General features: G+C 48.4%; 5 protein-coding genes. 2 read left to right on the forward strand and 3 right to left on the reverse strand.

Features of this window, described 5'->3' with window-relative positions; genetic code table 11:
• From QUB68_RS27950 to ppsA, 3 genes are all read right to left on the reverse strand, one after another.
• Positions 1-4,841 (reverse strand): DUF4347 domain-containing protein (locus QUB68_RS27950; protein ID WP_332998163.1); only part of this gene is annotated, 4,841 nt, incomplete at its 3' end.
• Between the two features lie 1,192 nt (positions 4,842-6,033).
• A complete protein-coding gene (locus QUB68_RS27955; RefSeq protein ID WP_332998164.1) occupies positions 6,034-6,354 on the reverse strand; it encodes a DUF6464 family protein in 321 nt (106 codons plus the stop codon).
• Between the two features lie 327 nt (positions 6,355-6,681).
• Positions 6,682-9,159: a phosphoenolpyruvate synthase gene (ppsA, locus tag QUB68_RS27960; RefSeq protein WP_332998165.1), complete on the reverse strand. Its 2,478-nt coding sequence runs from the start codon at positions 9,157-9,159 to the stop codon at positions 6,682-6,684.
• A 648-nt stretch (positions 9,160-9,807) separates the two neighbouring features.
• On the opposite strand from ppsA, the gene QUB68_RS27965 reads away from it, so the two are divergent.
• Together QUB68_RS27965 and QUB68_RS27970 are read left to right on the forward strand one after the other, a co-directional pair.
• Positions 9,808-16,296 (forward strand): PAS domain S-box protein, encoded by a 6,489-nt coding sequence (locus tag QUB68_RS27965; protein WP_442923136.1) that lies wholly within the window; start codon positions 9,808-9,810, stop codon positions 16,294-16,296.
• 341 nt (positions 16,297-16,637) lie between these two features.
• Positions 16,638-17,843 (forward strand): hybrid sensor histidine kinase/response regulator, encoded by a 1,206-nt coding sequence (locus QUB68_RS27970; protein WP_442923138.1) that lies wholly within the window; start codon positions 16,638-16,640, stop codon positions 17,841-17,843.
• Positions 17,844-18,426 lie beyond the last annotated feature (583 nt).

Below are 18,426 nucleotides of genomic sequence, written 5' to 3' on the forward strand. Positions count from 1 at the left end.
GTGGGCACGGGCGCGGGTGTCGGTGTGGGCACGGGCGCGGGTGTCGGTGTGGGCACGGGCGCGGGTGTCGGTGTGGGCACGGGCGCGGGTGTCGGTGTGGGTTGGTTAATGGCAAGGGCAGAGACAGTAGCAACTGCCGCACTGGTGGCGCCGAGGTTGTCTGTAGCGCTGTAGGTGAAGTTTGCCCCTGTGAAATTGCCGGACGCCTGGAAGAACAAGCGGGTAATTTGCTCTGGTGTTAGGATTTGACCTGCTGTGACCAGCACTCCCAGGCTGGGATCGCCCAAGAACAGAGTGCCTTCATTGACCGGGGGCAAGGTGTTGATGGTAAAAGAAACCACCGTGCCGTCGGGGTCGGTTCCTCCGAGTCCGGGGATGTTAACGCTTTTTCCTGGCAACAAAGCGACGCTGGTGTTGTTGGCGACGGGCGGCTGGTCGGCGGGAGGTATTATTGCTAGCAGGGATGCTGTAGCGGGGGCTGGACTGACGCCGCCGCGGTTATCTGTGGCGGTGTAGGTAAAGTTGGTGGCTGTGAATTCGCTGGTTGCTTGGAAGAATAACTGGTTGATTTGAGTTGTGCTGAGTCTTTGACCGGCTGTGACCCGGATTCCCTGGCTGGGGTCGCCCAAGAACAGGATGCCTTGATTTGCTGGCGGCAGGGTGTTGATGGTGAAGGATGCGATCGAGCCGTCGGAGTCTTTGGCCGTCAGTCCTTCGAGGTTGACGGTGCTGTTTGGTGGCAGTGTCTTGCTGATGTTTGTGGGTATCGGCGGCTGGTTGAACGGCAGCGACACCAGAGAAACTGTGGCCCCAGGGCTGCTGCCACCGAGATTGTCCCTGCTGCTGTATGTAAAGCTAGCTCCTGTGAAATTGTCGGCAGACTTGAAGAATAACTGCTTGATTTGATCTGCTGTCAGGGTTTGACCTGCGGTGACGGGGACTCCTCCGGTTGCGGGATCGCCCAAGAACAGGACGCCTTGATCTGCTGGCGGCAGGGTGTTGATGCTGAAAGAAAGCACTGTGCCGTCGGGGTCTGTGCCTCCGATTCCGCTGATGTTGACAGCGCTGTTGGGCGGTAGCGCAGCGTTGCTGCTCTGGGCTGATGGAGTTTGGTTGGGTGTTGGCTGCGCGCTGATGGCGGTGGTGACAGTAGCCCGGGGTTCTGAACCGTTGTTGTTGGTGGGTTGCGGGTCAAAAGTGGTCGATCGGCTTCCGGAAGTATTGCTGATCGTGCCCGTCGCGGGAACTACTACTGTTACTAGGCGGTTCGTGTTACTGCCACTAGCCAAGCTGGAAATTGTTGGGAAGGTGACAATCCCTGTCACTGGGTCGTAAGTGCCGTTATCCGATGCCCTGACTCCCGTTAAACCGGGAATGATGCTGTCTGTAATCACTACGTTTTCCGCAGCATTCGGCCCGTTGTTGGAGGTAACTATAGTATATGTCACCGAACTGCCTGCCGCCGCAGATGTGAGACCGACCTTGGACGTAACTAGGTCGGCGCGGGCTGTACCGATGGTGGTGGTGACTCGACCCCCCGGCCCACCGGGCGATGCCACTGTAGAGCCGTTGTTGTTGGTCTCGTTGGGGTCTGGAGTATCCGATCGGCTGGATACAATGTTGAGGATGCTCGTCAGGGTGGGCGGCGGTACAAAGGTGATGGTGCGGCTCTGGTTGCTGCCGCTGGCTAAGGAGGCGATCGCCGGGAAAACGATCGCGCCTGTGGTTGCGTTGTAGGTTCCTCCGCCGGACACCGTGACGGATGTTAAACCGGGAATTAGGCTGTCGGTGATCACTACATTGGTGGCAGCACTCGGCCCGTTGTTGTTAGTAGTAATTGTATAAGTGAGAGGGGCGCCGGCATTGATGGTCGCCGGGGCAGTTTTTTGGGTGACAACATCAGCCCTGGGACTGACGCTGGTGGTGACGGTGGCGTTGGGATTGCTACCGTTGTTGTTGCCAGGAGTCAAGTCGGGAGTGAGGGAGCTGCTTCTGGCTGTGTTGCTGATGGCAGTAGTTGCGGTGAGCGGTACTGTGAAGCCGATCGTCCGAGTAGCTGTAGTACCGTTGGCGATCGCCACTGGTGGGAATGTGACAATGCCTGTGGCTGCGTTGTAAGTGCCGTTATCGGATGCCGTGACTCCGGTTAACCCGGGAATGATGCTGTCTGTAATGGTTACAGCTTGTGCGGGACTCGGGCCTAAGTTGACTGTGGCGATCGTGTAGCTGACAGGGCTGCCGGGGAGAGCACCGGTAGAGCCGGTTTTGGTGGTTGCCAAGTCGGCGTTGAGCGTAAGAGTTGTCCTCACCGTGGAGTTAGTGGGAGTGCCCTCTTTGTTGGTTGGGGAGCCGTTGTTGTTGGTGGCGATCGGATCGGGAGTCGCCGAGCTGCTACGAGCCGTGTTGCTGATGGCGGTAAGGCTGATTGGGGGAACAAAACTGATATTGCGGGTCGCAGTAGCTGCATTTGCCAGCGTCGGCAGTATTGGGAATGAAACAATGCCGGTTTGTGCGTTATACGTCCCGCCGTCCGATACGGTGACGGATGTTAAACCCGGAACAATGCTGTCAGTGATCGTCACGTCTGCTGCTGCATCAGGCCCCTTGTTAATCGTAGTCAGGGTGTAGGCAATGGTTGACCCGATCGGAGCAGTCACAGGGCCGCTTTTGGTAGTGACTAAATCCGCGACTGTATCGACAACTGTGGTACGGAGCAGACCAGCCCCATCGATTTGCCCGGGCGGGAGAATGCTATTGTTATTGCTGAGGTTGGGGTCGAAAGTCGAGCTGTTGCTGAATGCAACGTTGGAAAAAGTGTCGCTGCTGGTTAAACCGGGCGGCAGATTAATTGTCAGGGTGTAAGTGAGAGTCTGGCCGGGATTGAGAACCGGAATTAACGGCCAGGTGACAGACTTCGTTTGGTTGAGGTAAGTGCCGTTGTTAGAGGCACTCAGCACCGGCGGCGCTCCGTTCGGAAGCAGCAGTTCTACAGGTATTTCGTCTTGAATCAGGACGTTTTGAGCTGGCGCTGGCCCGTTGTTGACAGTAGTAATCGTGTAGGTAATGCTGCTCCCGGGCTTGATGAACTGCGGCCCTGTTTTGATCGTGCTTACATCGGCCGAGAGACTGGGAGGATTGATTGTCTCGACTACCAGGTTTTGCAGTTCGTGAATGTTGTTGCCGCTTCCTGTCGAACTGCCAAAACCAAATTTGAAAATTGGCGGTACTGCACCGTTGCTGGTTGCCAAGTTGGGGATGTCGATCAGTGTAGTTTCGTAGGTGCCGTCAAAATCGGTATCGAAGGCAACGGTGAGGCGGTTGGGAGCCGTCCGATCGTTAGATGGATTCAGGGTAATTTGAACCGCTCTTTTGGCTGCATCGCGAGTGGTCGTGAACGTATTGCTGAAGTTATAACCGCTGGGAGGACCGGTAAAGGTAATGCTCGTAGGAATGTTATCGATGCCGAAGGGCACGATCGCATTTGTTAAAAACTGATAATTGTCTGCTTCACGGCCTCTGAGCGTTACAGAATCAGGTCTGTAATCACCAATAGCGGAGCCGGGAATCGCAGGTGGCACCGGGCCCGATCGCCCTTCTGTGGATGTGGAAAAGTTGCCATACTCGTCAAGTCCAATGCCTAAATAACCTCCCACAATACCGGGTATACCCGTGCGTTGAGCGTAGCCGAGAGAACCGCCAAAACCCCCAGTTCTGGTTGGGCTGGCGGTGCCGTCAATGAAGAAGAAACCCAGCCCGTCCCCTGGCTGAGGCTCGATCGGGAAGCCCGGAGAAAGCCTGGTTTGGGCGTTGGAACCGTAGGAATAAAAATCAAACTGGACTCTGAGACCGTCGGTTGATGGAATCGGGTTGTTGTAGATGACGAAGGCTTCGCGGGTGTTTGCTGCTGGAGTTAATTGCAAAGCGCCATCGCCGGGAGTGCGCCCCCCCAATGCCGGAAGTACCCCCGATACTGTGCCTCCGGTAATGCCGGGGACAGGTTGATTCGCTGCTGGAAGCCCGTTGCTCGGATCGAACAGCGCACCGCCGTTTCCCCCGTAAATCCAAGGCCCTCTGACTGTGGCGTTCTTGAAAGTTTCGTTGACTAATGTGCCGAGGGTGTAAGCGTATGCTGCGATCGCTTCTGGTTCAATGGCGATCCTCGCCTTGATTTCCCCGGTCACAAATCTTAATTCCCAGTCGCCGCCGAGTGCTGCACTCCCCGTCAAGTTGTCGGAAGCTGCGATATCTGCACCGACAATCGAGCTCAAGCTCCGCACGAAGGCCGCGCCACTTTCGGACGCTGCGACGCTGCACCCAAATAACAAAATATGTCCTCTCTCGCTGAGGGCTTTTCCCCACTGCTGCAACAAATGGCTGTAGGTTTCTAAGTTTTCGGCATTGAGGGCGATCGACCCGAGTTGCACTGCTGCTTCTCGACCGTGAGAAATTATTTGCAGGCTGTCTAAATCGCTGCAATTAGCCAAAATTATAGTAATTTGCTCGACTCCATCTCGTGTCGAGTCGAGTACAAATACCTCTGTACCTGCTGTTGCTCCTCTGGCCAAGCTGTCGTAGTTCTCTACTCTGCCATCGAGGAACAGGATATTTTTTACAGGGGCGATCGCAGGCTTGGTTGCTAGCAAAAATTCTCTCTCTGGCTGCCCAATTCCCGAGCCTTGACCGGGTTTTTGGGACAGAAAACACTCCTCTGCTGTTACTTGTTTTATTTGTTTTTGCTGAGAATGAGTTGCTGTAGTTCGGGAGTTTTTGGCAGCAATGCTTGCGGTGGTGTCACCTGCTTTTTGGGTTAGAAAAATTGGTTTGTTGCAGATGCTTTGCATGGTAGAATTGCCTCACTGATTGTATATAATGTACCCATTTCGAGATGATAATTATCACCTCTTGAAATGGTTTGATTGCAGAGTTAGAGGCTCTGCTGCTTGACTTCTTCTAAAAACAGCAAAAAGCGGCTTTTACTCAGCACAAAGCTGTGCTATCTTGCTATTTGATAGCATTTCAAATATCGCCTGGGCGAGCGCTGAGGCTTGGGAGTTTAAATCCCAACAATCTATCTATCGGGTGATATTTTGGCTTGGTCTTTCTGTTAGGGAGTGTATCTGTTACACGCCGATCTCTTACATCCCGCAGCAGACAATAACAGGAATTCTCAAAAATAAATTTTATGAGGCTTTCTGTCGAGCGTCTAATGCACTTACTTTATTGGCATAAAAATTTCATCCTTTGTGGACACAGAAACCAGGTTTAATCGGCGAAAAGACTTCGTTGCAGCCCTCGCTTCCGGTAGAAGACCCGGTTTCTTTGATTTCGGTGCGTGCGCCTGCCCTGTTGACAATAGTAACCACACATTAATTAGGGAGACGATGGCGACGCAGTGCTGGCCGTGACATAATCAGGCCGACAGTGACCAAAACCTGTGATGCAATTGAAATAGGCATACCCTGTATCGACGAGGCGTCTTAAAAATTCATGAATTGCAGTTTGGAGACAACAATCTAGGTTTGAGACTGCGTTCATCTGCGATCGCACTTACATAGATTAGTGTCGCGCGCCAGCAACTTGTCTGACTGTCAACTTAGAGTTTTCGAGCGGGTTTGTGTTTAAGGTAATTGCTCGGGACAGTTGTGCAGAATTTGTCATGATGTTTTGGAGAAGTTGAGTTGCACATTTGCCCGTCGGCTACTGGCAATTTTTGTCGGCTAATTTTCTGAACTACAGGAGTTACGCACTTCTAGACTAGAAGCCTGATTTATTCCTAGATTTTTCGCCACCAAACTCAGATTTATCGTCTAAACCTGGTTTTTGAGCGCAAGTCCTCAACTAGAAAAACACCGATCGCCATTCGCCAGTTATGGCAACTGTAACCCAGCAATACTGCTCGATTAGGTTTTAATTGCTGAGTTTTGGCATGGCTCGTCCTGAACAAGCTCCAACAACAATCCTTACACGTAAGTACATACTAACTCATGGATTATTAGATCCGCAAATATGCGTAGATACCAGCCCCAATACAACCTATATCTTTTCACCGCGAACGTCAAGAGTTCTGGGTTGGTAGTAATGACAATCAACACAGGGCCCAGAAGGATTGACGGCGCAGCGAATGTAATTAGAGCGGGCGTTATACTCGCAAGTGATATCGCCGATCGGATAACCTAGACCTTGGATGTAAGTGCGATCGTCCGTTGCTAGTTGAGTTCGCAGGGGTCTATTTGCTACCGCTAGTCTGGCCGCTGCAATTCTCTGGCTGGCTTGACTCTCGGCAGAGCGCATCACCCACAAAGACAGCAGCCACGGAGCTAAACCGATGAAAATAATCAGGAGAGCTATTAACACATTTAGTGAGCTGGTGTAGGGAATATTTTTTTAATTTAGACGATCGGCAACAAAAAATCATCCCCGAACAGACGGTTTTCAATCAGAAAAGTTCCTGGCACAATCTCAAACTATGCCGCCCGTGCGTTAAGCGTTTGCTGGCGGGTGCTGGCCCGAGAGCGGTTATTTGACCAAACTAGATAGGAGAAACCGGGTTTAGTTCAAAAACAACCAAGCCCGTAATAGGTTCGATCGTTCGGAATGCAAGTCCTGTTTAAATCAGAGGACTTGCATTCCGAACGATCGAACCGCTTAAACAAACTCGGTTGCTCTCAAAAACTCAAACGGTTAAATCTTAGCAACTTGGGTTGCTAAATCCATCACTGCACTGGAAGCCTCCACCTTAGCAACATCCAACAAAGTCTTCAAAACCGAATCGGGATTCAAACTAATCGAATCAATTCCCAACTCAACCAAGAAGCGAGCAAACTCAGGATAATCGCTGGGGGCTTGTCCGCAAATTCCAATTTTGCGATCGTACTTCTTGGCCGCTTTAATGGCAATTTCTATCATCCGCTTCACAGCTTCATTGCGTTCGTCAAAGATGTGCGCGACTAAAGCAGAATCCCGGTCTAATCCTAATGTTAGCTGAGTTAAGTCGTTAGAGCCGATCGAGAATCCGTCAAAAACCTGGGCAAATTCGTCAGCCAATATGACATTGCTCGGCAATTCGCACATCACATAAACTTGCAAGCCATTTTCGCCCTTGACTAAACCGTGTTTTGCCATCTCTGCCAACACTTTGCGCCCTTCCTCCGGGGTGCGGCAAAACGGAATCATCGGAATCACATTTGTCAAGCCCATTTCGTCGCGAACTCGCTTCAATGCAAGGCATTCCAAAGCATAAGCTTCGCGGTAATTCGGGTCATAATAGCGAGAGGCGCCGCGCCAGCCGATCATCGGGTTTTCTTCCTTGGGTTCAAACTGCCGCCCTCCCAAAAGATTAGCATATTCGTTGCTTTTGAAATCGCTCATCCGCACGATGACTGGATTCGGATAAAATGCGGCGGCGATGGTGGCAATTGAGCGCGCTAGTTTGTCGGTAAAGAAATCGGGTTTGTGCTCGTAAAGTGCTGTGAGTTTGGCAATTTGACGCTTGACAGATTCGTCGGTCAATTCGTCAAAGTGAATCAGTGCTAGGGGGTGAGCTTTGATGTGGTTGGCGATGATGAATTCGAGCCGCGCTAACCCTACGCCGTCGCAAGGAATTGCTGACAAACCAAAAGCTTCTTCTGGGTTGCCGACATTCATTAAAATCTGAGTGCGGGTGCGGGGCAAATTGTCGATCGCAGTTTCTTGAATTTCAAACGGAACTAAACCGGAATAAACTTTGCCCTCCTCTCCTTCGGAACAAGAAACAGTGATTTCTTGATTGTTGTGCAAGACTTGGGTACAGTCGCCGGTGCCGACAATGGCGGGGATTCCCATCTCGCGGGCAATGATCGCAGCGTGGCAAGTGCGGCCGCCGGAATTGGTGACAATCGCACTCGCTTTTTTCATGATCGGTTCCCAATCCGGGTCTGTTTTGTTGGTGACCAGAACTTCTCCAGCTTCAAATTCGGTGATTTGGTGAACGTCTAAAATTACGTGGGCTTTGCCTTGTCCGATCGCTTCGCCAACGGCGCGTCCTGTTGTTAAAACTGCGGTGGAACCTTGCAATTTGTAGTTACGCAAAACTGTAGCTGATTTTTGTGATTGTACTGTTTCGGGCCGCGCTTGGACGACGAAAAGTTCGCCGGTATTGCCGTCTTTTGCCCACTCGATGTCCATCGGCGTGTAGGTTCCGCGCACTTGGGAGTAGTGTTCTTCTATCAGTACGGCCCACTCTGCTAAGTGCATAATTTCGTCATCGTTAAGGGCGTATTTGGTGCGTTCTGTTGGCGATACGGAGACGTTTTTGGTGTATTTGGAACCGCCGACATCGTACACCATTTTGATATCTTTGGTGCCGAGGCGTTTGTCTAGAATTGGGCGAAAACCTTGTTTTAATGTGGGTTTGAAAACTAGGTATTCGTCGGGGTTTACTGCTCCTTGAACGATGTTTTCGCCTAATCCGTAGGCGGCGGTGATTAAAGCAGCATTTTTGAAACCGGTTTCGGTGTCGATGCTGAACATGACGCCGGAGGATGCTAAGTCCGATCGCACCATTTTCTGTACGCCGACGGATAAGGCGACTTCCAAGTGGTCGAAACCTCGCTGTTGGCGGTAAGAAATTGCTCTGTCGGTGAAGGTGGAGGCGAAGCATTTGTGGCAGCATTCGAGCACGCTGTTGCAGCCGTGGACGTTGAGGTAGGTTTCTTGCTGTCCGGCGAAACTGGCGTCTGGTAAGTCTTCGGCGGTGGCGGAGGAACGTACTGCTACGTCGGTACTGTCGCCGTAGCGATCGCACAATTGATTGTAAGCATTCGCGATCGCCGCTTGCACTTCTGGCGGAAACGGTGCATTCAAAATCAATGCCCGCGCTTGCTTGCCTTTTTGTCGCAGGTTCTGCACATCTTCTACGTCTAAATCGGCAAAAATTTCGCGCAATTTTGCTTCTAAACCCGCCGATTCGATGAAATAGCGGTAAGCGCGTGCTGTAGTTGCAAATCCGTTGGGAACCCTGACTCCTTTGGGGGTTAACTGTTGGATCATTTCCCCCAATGAAGCATTTTTCCCGCCTACTAATGGGATGTCGGCGATGCCGACTTCATCAAACCACAATACTAAGGCTTTTTCTCTGGCAATTAACACTTGTTTTTGTTGAATTTCTAATTTTTCGATCATTGCTTTTTTCCTCTAAAATTCAGCTCATTTCGAGCAAAGGACAGTAAACAAAGGACGGTGATTTTTAACGTAGATTTTTAACGTAGTTTTGTTGCGAAAATTATCGAATTTTTCCCGAGGCTGTATCCAGCAGAGTTTTTGATTGCCTCTATTTCAAGAGTATCACTTTTTTGCTAAATAGCAAGACCTGTGGAAAAAATTTATTTGATTGGAAAAAGTAAAGAAATGGCAGTAAGGAGTTTCTGTAAGCTATCATAAAAGAACTGGTTAAAATGTGAATATCGAACATAGTTCCCACCAATTTTTTTGCCTGGGGGGCTGAGTGCTGCGGGGATATGGCTCGGATTGTGTGGGTAGTGTAAAGGCCAAGAAAGGGTCGGTTTCGATCGCGCGATCGGTTGTCCGGGGCGATCGCCCAAAAAACACAACCGAGCAGCTTGGGTTCCCAGAAAAAACCGAGCTTCTAAAAACCGTAAAAGTTTTATCTGTGAGTGGGTTTACCTACTGAGAACACAAACCTAGTCGATCTTGAGCATTGTAGTTGTTTAACAAAATAAGTTTTCGGTGTTTGCTGTCGTTTTTTAGGGCTTAAATTCTTTGTATGCTATAATGGTAATCTCGACTGCCTTCTGACAATTAACAAGGTATATGATATCAGTTTTGAGCGCAACCGCAAAGCGAAACGGCTTTAAAGTTCTCCTCGTCGAAGACAATCAAGCCGAAGCCGATCTGATCGAAGAATTATTATTAGAAACAAATCTCAACAGAGCTGAGTCCCACAGGCTGTCAGTAAGCTGCACAGACCGTCTCAGCAAAGCGCAGCAAATTTTGGTCAGCGAACATTTTGATGTGATTTTACTAGACCTTTCACTGCCTGACAGCCAAGACTTAAGTACAATTATTAAGATACAAGAATACAGCCTCAATACTCCGATCGTCGTACTGACTGCCCGCAACGATGAAGAACTCGCCGTGCAGTCAATCCAAGCAGGAGCTCAGGATTATTTAGTCAAGCGAAAAATCGACAGCGAAGTGTTAATGCGATCGCTCCGCTATGCAGTCGAGAGACAGCACAACCAAGAAGCTTTGCAAAAAAGCGAAGAAAAATATCGCTCGGTAGTCGAGAATTCCCTCGTCGGAATTGCGATTATTGCTCCTCCCAATTCCCCCTCAGAACCCGAAGAATGTGAGTGGTTGGAAGTTAACGATGCTTTGTGCGATTTGCTGGGATACGAGCGCCAAGAAATTCTGCACGGAAATTGGGATCAGTGGGGTTTTCCTGAAGACTTGCCGGCCAGTTTAGAGCAGTTAAATAAAATTTTAGCCGGGGAGAGCGAAGGTTATGTTTTAGACAAAAGGTGGCGCAGAAAAGACGGAAAAATAGTTTATACTAGAGTTTCCCTGCGCTGTATTCGCGGTCGGAACGGCTCGATCGACCGGATGATTAAAGTAATTTTGGATGTGAGCGATCGCTACCGCTACGAAGCAGAATTGAAAGCATCCGAAGAGTTTTTAAATCACACGATTAATGCTACTCCCGATCCAATTTTTGTCAAAGATGAGCAGCACAAATGGGTCGTATTAAACGACGCTTTTTGCGAGTTGATGGGAAAAGCGCGATCGGAACTAATAGGGAATTCAGGCTATGACTTTTTACCCCCAGCAAAAGCCGAGTTTTTTTGGCAACAAGACGAGCAAGTATTGCAAAGAAGCATTCCTGAGGAAACGGAAGAAATTTTGACAGATAGCGCTGGGAAAGAACGCATTATCTCTACCAAAAAAACTGTTTTCAATAAAGCAGACGGTACTAAAATGTTGGTCGGGACAATGCGAGACGTAACCGAATACAAGCACCAGCAGCTAGCTTTGCAGGAAAGCGAAGCTCGATTTCAAATAATTACTGCTAACCTGCCGGGAATGATTTATCAATATCTGCTTTCTGTAGATGGTCAAACATCTTTTACTTACGTTTCTCCTGGTAGTTGGCAACTCTACAATTTAAGACCTGAACAAATAGAAGAAAATGCTGGTTTGGCTTTTTCAGCAGTTCACCCAGATGACATTTCTGAGTTGCAGCGATCGATCGCAAATTCAGCGGTGACTCAGCAACCTTGGCAACACGAGTGGCGGCAAGTTATGGGAGAGCGAGTGAAATGGCTGCAAGGCGCATCGAGACCGGAAAAACAAGCCAACGGTGATATAATTTGGGACGGTTTGGTGATGGATGTTACCGAATTAAAACAAACCCAACAAGAGCGGGATAGATTTTTTAATATCTCGCTGGATTTACTTTGCATTGCAGGTTTCGACGGGTATTTTAAACGCTTAAACCCTGCTTGGTCTACTGTCTTAGGTTACAGTATAGCCGAACTTCGAGCCGAACCTTTGATGGAGTTCGTGCATCCAGAAGACCGAGCCATAATTAGAACTGAATTAGAAAAACTGAAAAATGGCAACCCGGTTATTAACCTCGAAACCCGCTATCTTTGCCGAGATGGTAGTTATAAATGGCTGTCGTGGACGGCATCACCGTTTGCCGAAGAAAATTTAATTTATGCAGTTGCTCGCGACGTGACATTCAGCAAGCAAGCAGAAGCAGAATTGCGAAAGAGCGAAGCTACCAACCGCGCTCTTTTAAACGCGATACCGGACATGATTTTTCGCTGTCGCGCCGACGGCACTTTTGTTGACTTCAAACCCGCAAAAGACCTCCAGACGCTGGTACCGGAAAACATATTTATTGGCAAAAAAGCACAAGACATATTGCCGGCTGCTTTTGCTGAAAAAATCTTGGGCGGCAATCAACACGCGATCGACACCGGCGAGATTCAAGTTGTAGAATATCAACTGCTAATTAACGATGCACTGTGCGATTTTGAAGCGAGATTTGTCTTCTGCACGGATGACGAAATTATCGCGATCGTCCGCGACATCACCAATCGCAAACGTTTCGAGTCAAAACTCCAGCGACAAGCCGCAGCAATGGCAGCGGCTTCCGAAGGCATCGGTATTGTCAATGCCAGCGGAGAGCTGATTTATGTCAACGCAGCTAAACTCAAAATCTACGGTTACAATTCCCTCGAAGAAATGTTGGGCAAAAGTTGGAAAATCTGTTATAAAGAGGCAGAACTTGCCAGGTTCGAGCGGGAAATTATGCCTGTTTTAGCGCGCCAAGGTTATATCAGCACTGAAGCAGTTGGCTGCCGTCGCGACGGCTCTCAATTCCCTCAAGAACTTTCGCTGACAATCCTCCCCGACGGCGAAATAATTTGTATTGTTCGCGATATTACTGCGAGAAAGAAAGCAGAAGCAGAGTTGCAGGATAGCAAGCGGTTTGGCGATCGCATTGCTGAGGCAAGTCCTAATATTTTGTACGTTTATGACTTGATAGAACAAAAAAATATCTATGCAAATGCTTCTATCTACCAGATTATTGGCTATACGGTAGAGGAGATTCAGGCAATGGGGCCGTGGATGACATCAAGTTTAATCCACCCGGAAGATGCCATCAAAATGCCTGATTATTTACAGCAAGTCGCAACGGGTACAGAAGGGGAGATATTTGAAATTGAATACCGCATCAGGCACAAGGATGGTTCTTGGCGCTGGATTGTCAGCCGAGATACTGTATTTGCCAAAACCGCAGACGGCGAGTTAAAACAAATTCTCGGCACGGGAACTGATATTACAGAAAGCAAGCAAGCAGAAGATGAAATTAAGCTGTTGCTGGCAGCAACTCAAGCAATTAGTCAGTCGGCGGATTTTCACAGCGCTATCCCTGATATTCTGCGGTTGCTGTGCAATGCGATCGGCTGGAATTTTGCGGAAGCTTGGATACCGGCTGCTAACGGTGCTGTTTTGGAACACAGCGAAACTTGGTATGCTAGCGATCGCGATTTAGATAGGTTTGGCCGCGAAAGTAAGAAAATTAGATTCGCGCCCGGAGTGGGAGTGCCGGGACGGATTTGGTCAACGCGAAAGATAGAATGGATTGAAGATATTTCTGTAGTCAATAATTCATTTTTTGCCCGATCGCAAATGGCGGCAGCAGTCGGATTGAAAGCTTGTTTCGGTGTGCCGATTCGCGCTAATTCAGAGGTGCTGGCAGTTTTACTATTCTGCAAGCGCGAACGCTCGATTATGGAACCGCGTATAGTAGAATTGGTGAAGGCGGTAGCGACTCAGTTGGGTTCTCACATTCAGCGCAAACAAGCTGAAGAAGAATTGCGCAAAAGCGAAGAACGCTGGCAGTTAGTTCTTAAAGCCAATCAAGACGGAATCTGGGATCTGAATCTTCAAACAAATCAAGCTTTTCGCTCGGCCCGCTGGCAAGAAATTATCGGTTACGCAGACGGCGAAATCGACAGTTGCAACAGCGAATGGATCGATCGCATTCATCCAGACGATCGCTCACGAGTGCAAGCAGCGATCCAAGATTATCTCGATCGCCAAACCCCCCATTACGCCGCTGAATACCGCTTGCAGTGCAAAGACGGCAGCTACAAGTGGGTGCTCGCCCGCGCTCAAGCAGTGTGGGACAAAGCCGGCAATCCCCTGCGGATGGTGGGTTCCATGACGGATATTAGCGATCGCAAAGCAGCAGAATTAGCTTTGTTGCGGGTCACTCAAGCCGTGGAAAGTACCAGCGATGCGATCGCGATCGCCGACTTGAAAGGGCGCTCTATTTACCACAATCAAGCCTTCATTCAGCGTTACGGCTACACGGTGGAAGAACTCAACGAACTCGGCGAGCGCGCTGCCCTTTACGTCCGACCTAAAAGTTACAAAAAAATCTATAAAAACATTCGCAAAGGTCGCTCTTGGTGCGGTGAGGTTGCGCTGCGAAGTAAGAGCGATCAAGCTGTTACCGCTTTGGTGCGAGCAGACAGCATTAAAGATATAAATGGCCATTCGATCGGCTTAATTGCAGTGATTACAGACATCACCAAACGCAAAGAATCCGAAGCAGTTTTACGCCAGCAATTAAAGCGCGAACAGTTGGCAGTAGCTATGCTGGAACGCATTCGCTCTTCTCTGAATTTAGAAAAGATTCTCACCAATGCAGTCGAAGAAGTGCGGCAGTTTTTGCAAGTAGATCGCACAGTTATTTACCAATTTAAGCCGGATTGGAGCGGGTTTATCGCCGTCGAGTCGGTTGCCGAAAATTCCCTACCAATTCTAGGAACGGAAATTTACGATCCTTGTTTTGGAGAAACCTATGCTCGTCTTTACCTAGATGGCAGAATTAGAGCCACAGATGATGTTTACAATGCCGGCATCGCCGACTGCCACTTGAGTTTGTTGGCTCGGTTCAATGTGAGAGCCAATCTGGTAGTGCCGATTTTGCAAGGCGAAAAATTGTGGGGGCTGTTAATTGCCCACCACTGCACGGGCCCGCGTCCCTGGAAGCAATTGGAGGCAGAGTGCCTGAAACAGTTGGGGGTGCAGTTGGCGATCGCCATTCAGCAATCGACGCTATTTGAACAAGCACAAACCGAAATTGCCGATCGCAAACAAGCAGAAGCCGCCCTGCAATTGGCCGTATCAGCCGCCGAATCCGCCAACCGCGCTAAAAGCGACTTTCTCGCCAACATGAGCCACGAATTGCGGACGCCTTTGAACGGTATTATGGGATACATTCAACTGCTGAAATCCGATCGCAATTTAACAGCCGAACAACAGGAGAGCCTGCATAGCGCTCACCAGTGCTGCAACCACTTACTGACGCTGATTAACGATGTTTTAGACCTCGCAAAAATCGAAGCTAGTAAAATGGAACTGTCTGTGACAGAGGTGAATTTACCGAGTTTGGTAAAAAGTATTGTTGACTTGTTCCAAATGCGATCGGCTCAAAAAGCAATTGCGTTTAATTACGACCAATTATCTCCACTGCCAAGCTGGGTGTTCGCGGATGAACAAAGGCTGCGACAAGTTTTGATGAACTTGGTCAGTAATGCGGTTAAGTTTACTAAGATCGGCTCAGTGACATTCAAAGTGGGTGAGGTGGAGAATTTTGCTGAAAATTTAACTCCCACAAACTCCATAAATTCGAGTTTAACGGCCCAGGTTGGCGACGGTACGGCAAATTTGAGAGCGAATCAACAACAGGAGCATCAGTCGATCGCACCGCCGATCGCTTTTGTGCGATCGGACTCCACAGCCGCAAATAAACAGCAATTACCCGTCGCTAAAATTCGCTTTCAAATCGAAGATACCGGCATTGGCATTTCTCACAATAAATTAGAAGAAATATTTTTGCCTTTTCATCAAGTGGGCGATCGTCACAATTTCGTTGAAGGTACCGGACTGGGACTTTCCATCAGCCAAAAAATAGTCAACATGATGGGCAGCCAAATTCGCGTCCAAAGTACCCCCGGCAAAGGCAGCATATTTTGGTTCGAGATCGACTTTCCCGCAGTCGCCGAGTCTTGTCAACTCCCCTCCACGCAAGAAAAACGGCGGCTTGTCGGTTTTAGCGGCCACCAGCGCAAAGTGCTAATCGTGGACGATAACGAAGTAAATCGCTCCATGCTGCACAGGCTGCTTTCTCGTTTGGGTTTTGAAATTGCCCAAGCCACCGACGGCGAAGACTGCTTGCACAAAGCACAGGAATTTCTACCGAATCTAATTTTAATGGACTTGCTGATGCCCGTAATGGACGGTTGGGAAGCTACCAGGCGGCTGCGACAGTTGCCGAAATTAAAAGATGCGGTTATCCTTGCTTTGTCCGCTAGCGTTTACGAGACTACTAGGCAAGAGAGCTTACTTGCAGGTTGCGATAGTTTTCTCACCAAGCCGATTCAAACTAACGAGCTTTTAGAAGTGTTGCGCCTGCATTTGGGACTAGAGTGGATTTACGAAGAGGGAGCGGAAACCAAAAAGCGCAAAGCTCAAACTCGCAAAACATCACCTGAGATTGCTAATCCTGACTCAACGATGGTGTCTCCTGCCTCAGAGTCAGTCTTGGCATTGTTAAGATTGGCTGCAATGGGCGATATTGAAGCTATTCTGGAGGAAACTGCTAAACTCGAAGATTCTGACCAGACATTAGTGCCTTTCGTTCATCACCTGCGCCAACTTGCTAAAGGATTTCAGCTCAAGCAAATTCGAGATTTTTTGAAGCAACATTTGACCTAAAATTGACTGTAGCTAACAGAAAACTTAAAATTAGTTAAATCTCACGCCCGATCATCATTGTCAATAACGCAATACGCTTGGGTTAAACCCGATCTCCCTGGCGCCCCCCTTAACAAGGGGGGAACTGGAAGCGATCAAAGTCCCCCTTGCTTTCGGGGGATGCGAGGGGGATCTCCGCGAAATAAACACTTTTAACTGAACAGCCCGCCCTAAAAGGGTGATTGGAAATAGAAGCATCTACGAAGCAACCGGGTTTCTAGAGCGGCAGAAAATTCCTGGGATCGGATTTAAAGTCACAACCGACAACTCACAAATCAAAAATTTGAATGTCTCCCTTGAATATGAACGATAAGAATTCCGAAAGAAGCATCATACTAATTGTCGATGACAACCAAACCAATCTCGACGTACTTTTCGAGCTGTTAAGGAATTACGGGTTTAAAGTTTTAGTGGCCCTAGATGGCGAAAGTGCGATCGAGCAAATTGAATACATCCATCCCGACTTGATTCTTTTGGACATCATGATGCCAGGAATTGACGGTTTTGAAACTTGCCTGCGTTTAAAAGCAGACCACTTAACCCGAGACATTCCCATCATCTTCATGAGCGCCCTTTCCGAGACGCTCGATAAAGTAAAAGGCTTTCAGACAGGAGCCGTTGACTACATCACCAAGCCCTTCCAGCACGAAGAAGTGTTGAGCCGCATTCAAACTCACCTGACAATCCGCACCTTGCAAAAAAAACTCGAAGAAAAAAACCTCGAACTCGCCCACCTCAACCACAACCTGGAAAGACTTGTCGATCAAAAAACCAAGCAATTGATCGACCAGGAAAAAACAGCCATCATCGGACGTTTGACCCAGGGAATGGTTCACAACCTCAAAAGTCCGCTGCAAGTGATCCAGACTAGCGTCGATTTAATTGAAACAAAAGCCACAAAAATTCAAGAAGAATCTCTTTTAAATTATACAAAGTATATTGTTCAAGCCGTCACAAAAATCAATCAGATCATGGATACTCTGATGATGAAAAGCAGAAAAGAGCAAAAGCAAGATTTGCAGCCAGTGAATATCAACGATTTAGTGCAGCGAGAAATTCAGCTATTGGAAGGAAATCTCTATTTCAAAAATAAAATTAGAAAAAAATATTTTTATGACGAACAAATCGAGAACATTCCCTTAATTTATTCCTATATTTCTCAAGTATTTTATAATCTAATTAATAATGCAATGGATGCTATGTGGAAAAAGAAAACCAGGGAACTAACTATCGTGACTCGGCAAGACGACTCGAACATCTACATGGATATTTCAGATACCGGATGTGGCATAGAACCTGAAGATTTATCACAACTTTTTGACCCTTTTTATACCTCAAAGCCGCCGAAAGGCGAGGAAAAAACCGAAGGCGAACCGACAGGAACAGGCCTCGGACTTTATACTTGTATTGAGCTTTTAAAACCTTTTAATGGGGAGATTGCTATTAGCAGCAATGTCGGTCAAGGCAGCGTGTTTACAGTTGTGATCCCCAAACAGCAGAAAACTTGATAGATATAACTCAGTAAAATCTTGTCCGATTAAACAACCATAATTAAGTTCATAATTAGGTTCGTAGTCAGGACTTTAGTCCTTCTTTATCTCAAAGCAAGGACTAAAGTCCTCAGTACAAACGGGCGTTAATTGTCAGTAATTCAACGGATACAATCTCCTGTTCCGTAAATTTACTGTAATTTTCCTAGGTTCGCAGTCAGGACTTTAGTCATTCTTTATCAGCGCTGTTTTGCCTTGCCCCTTGCTATTTCTCGGCCAAATGTTGTAAATTTAAAACAGAGTTGATTTGCAAGATCGGTAAGAGAATAATGATTTTTGCCCACGAGGTTCAGATCAAGCCGATCCCCCCTAGCCCCCCTTAAAAAGGGGGGGACAAGAAGTTGCTCAAAGTCCCCCTTCTTAAGGGGCATTTAGGGGGATCTCCGGGAAATAAACAGTGTTAACTGAACCCTATTGGAATTTAGCCCACTACGGTTTGGGGCGAGGCAGGCAACTTACCGCCAACAACTCAATTCTACAAATAAATCTGGAGGATCTGCAAGTACCCAGCGCACTCCTTCGCCTGCGGTTCAATTTCGCC

Origin of the sequence: Microcoleus sp. A006_D1 (genome assembly GCF_036702805.1) — a bacterium.
GTDB lineage: Bacteria > Cyanobacteriota > Cyanobacteriia > Cyanobacteriales > Microcoleaceae > Microcoleus.

What these genes read in the sequence shown, in the direction of transcription:
- QUB68_RS27965 (WP_442923136.1), top strand. Translation starts at nt 9,808, where the DNA reads ATGATATCAGTTTTGAGCGCAACCGCAAAGCGAAACGGCTTTAAAGTT.
- QUB68_RS27970 (WP_442923138.1), top strand. Translation starts at nt 16,638, where the DNA reads ATGAACGATAAGAATTCCGAAAGAAGCATCATACTAATTGTCGATGAC.
- ppsA (WP_332998165.1), bottom strand. Translation starts at nt 9,159, where the DNA reads ATGATCGAAAAATTAGAAATTCAACAAAAACAAGTGTTAATTGCCAGA.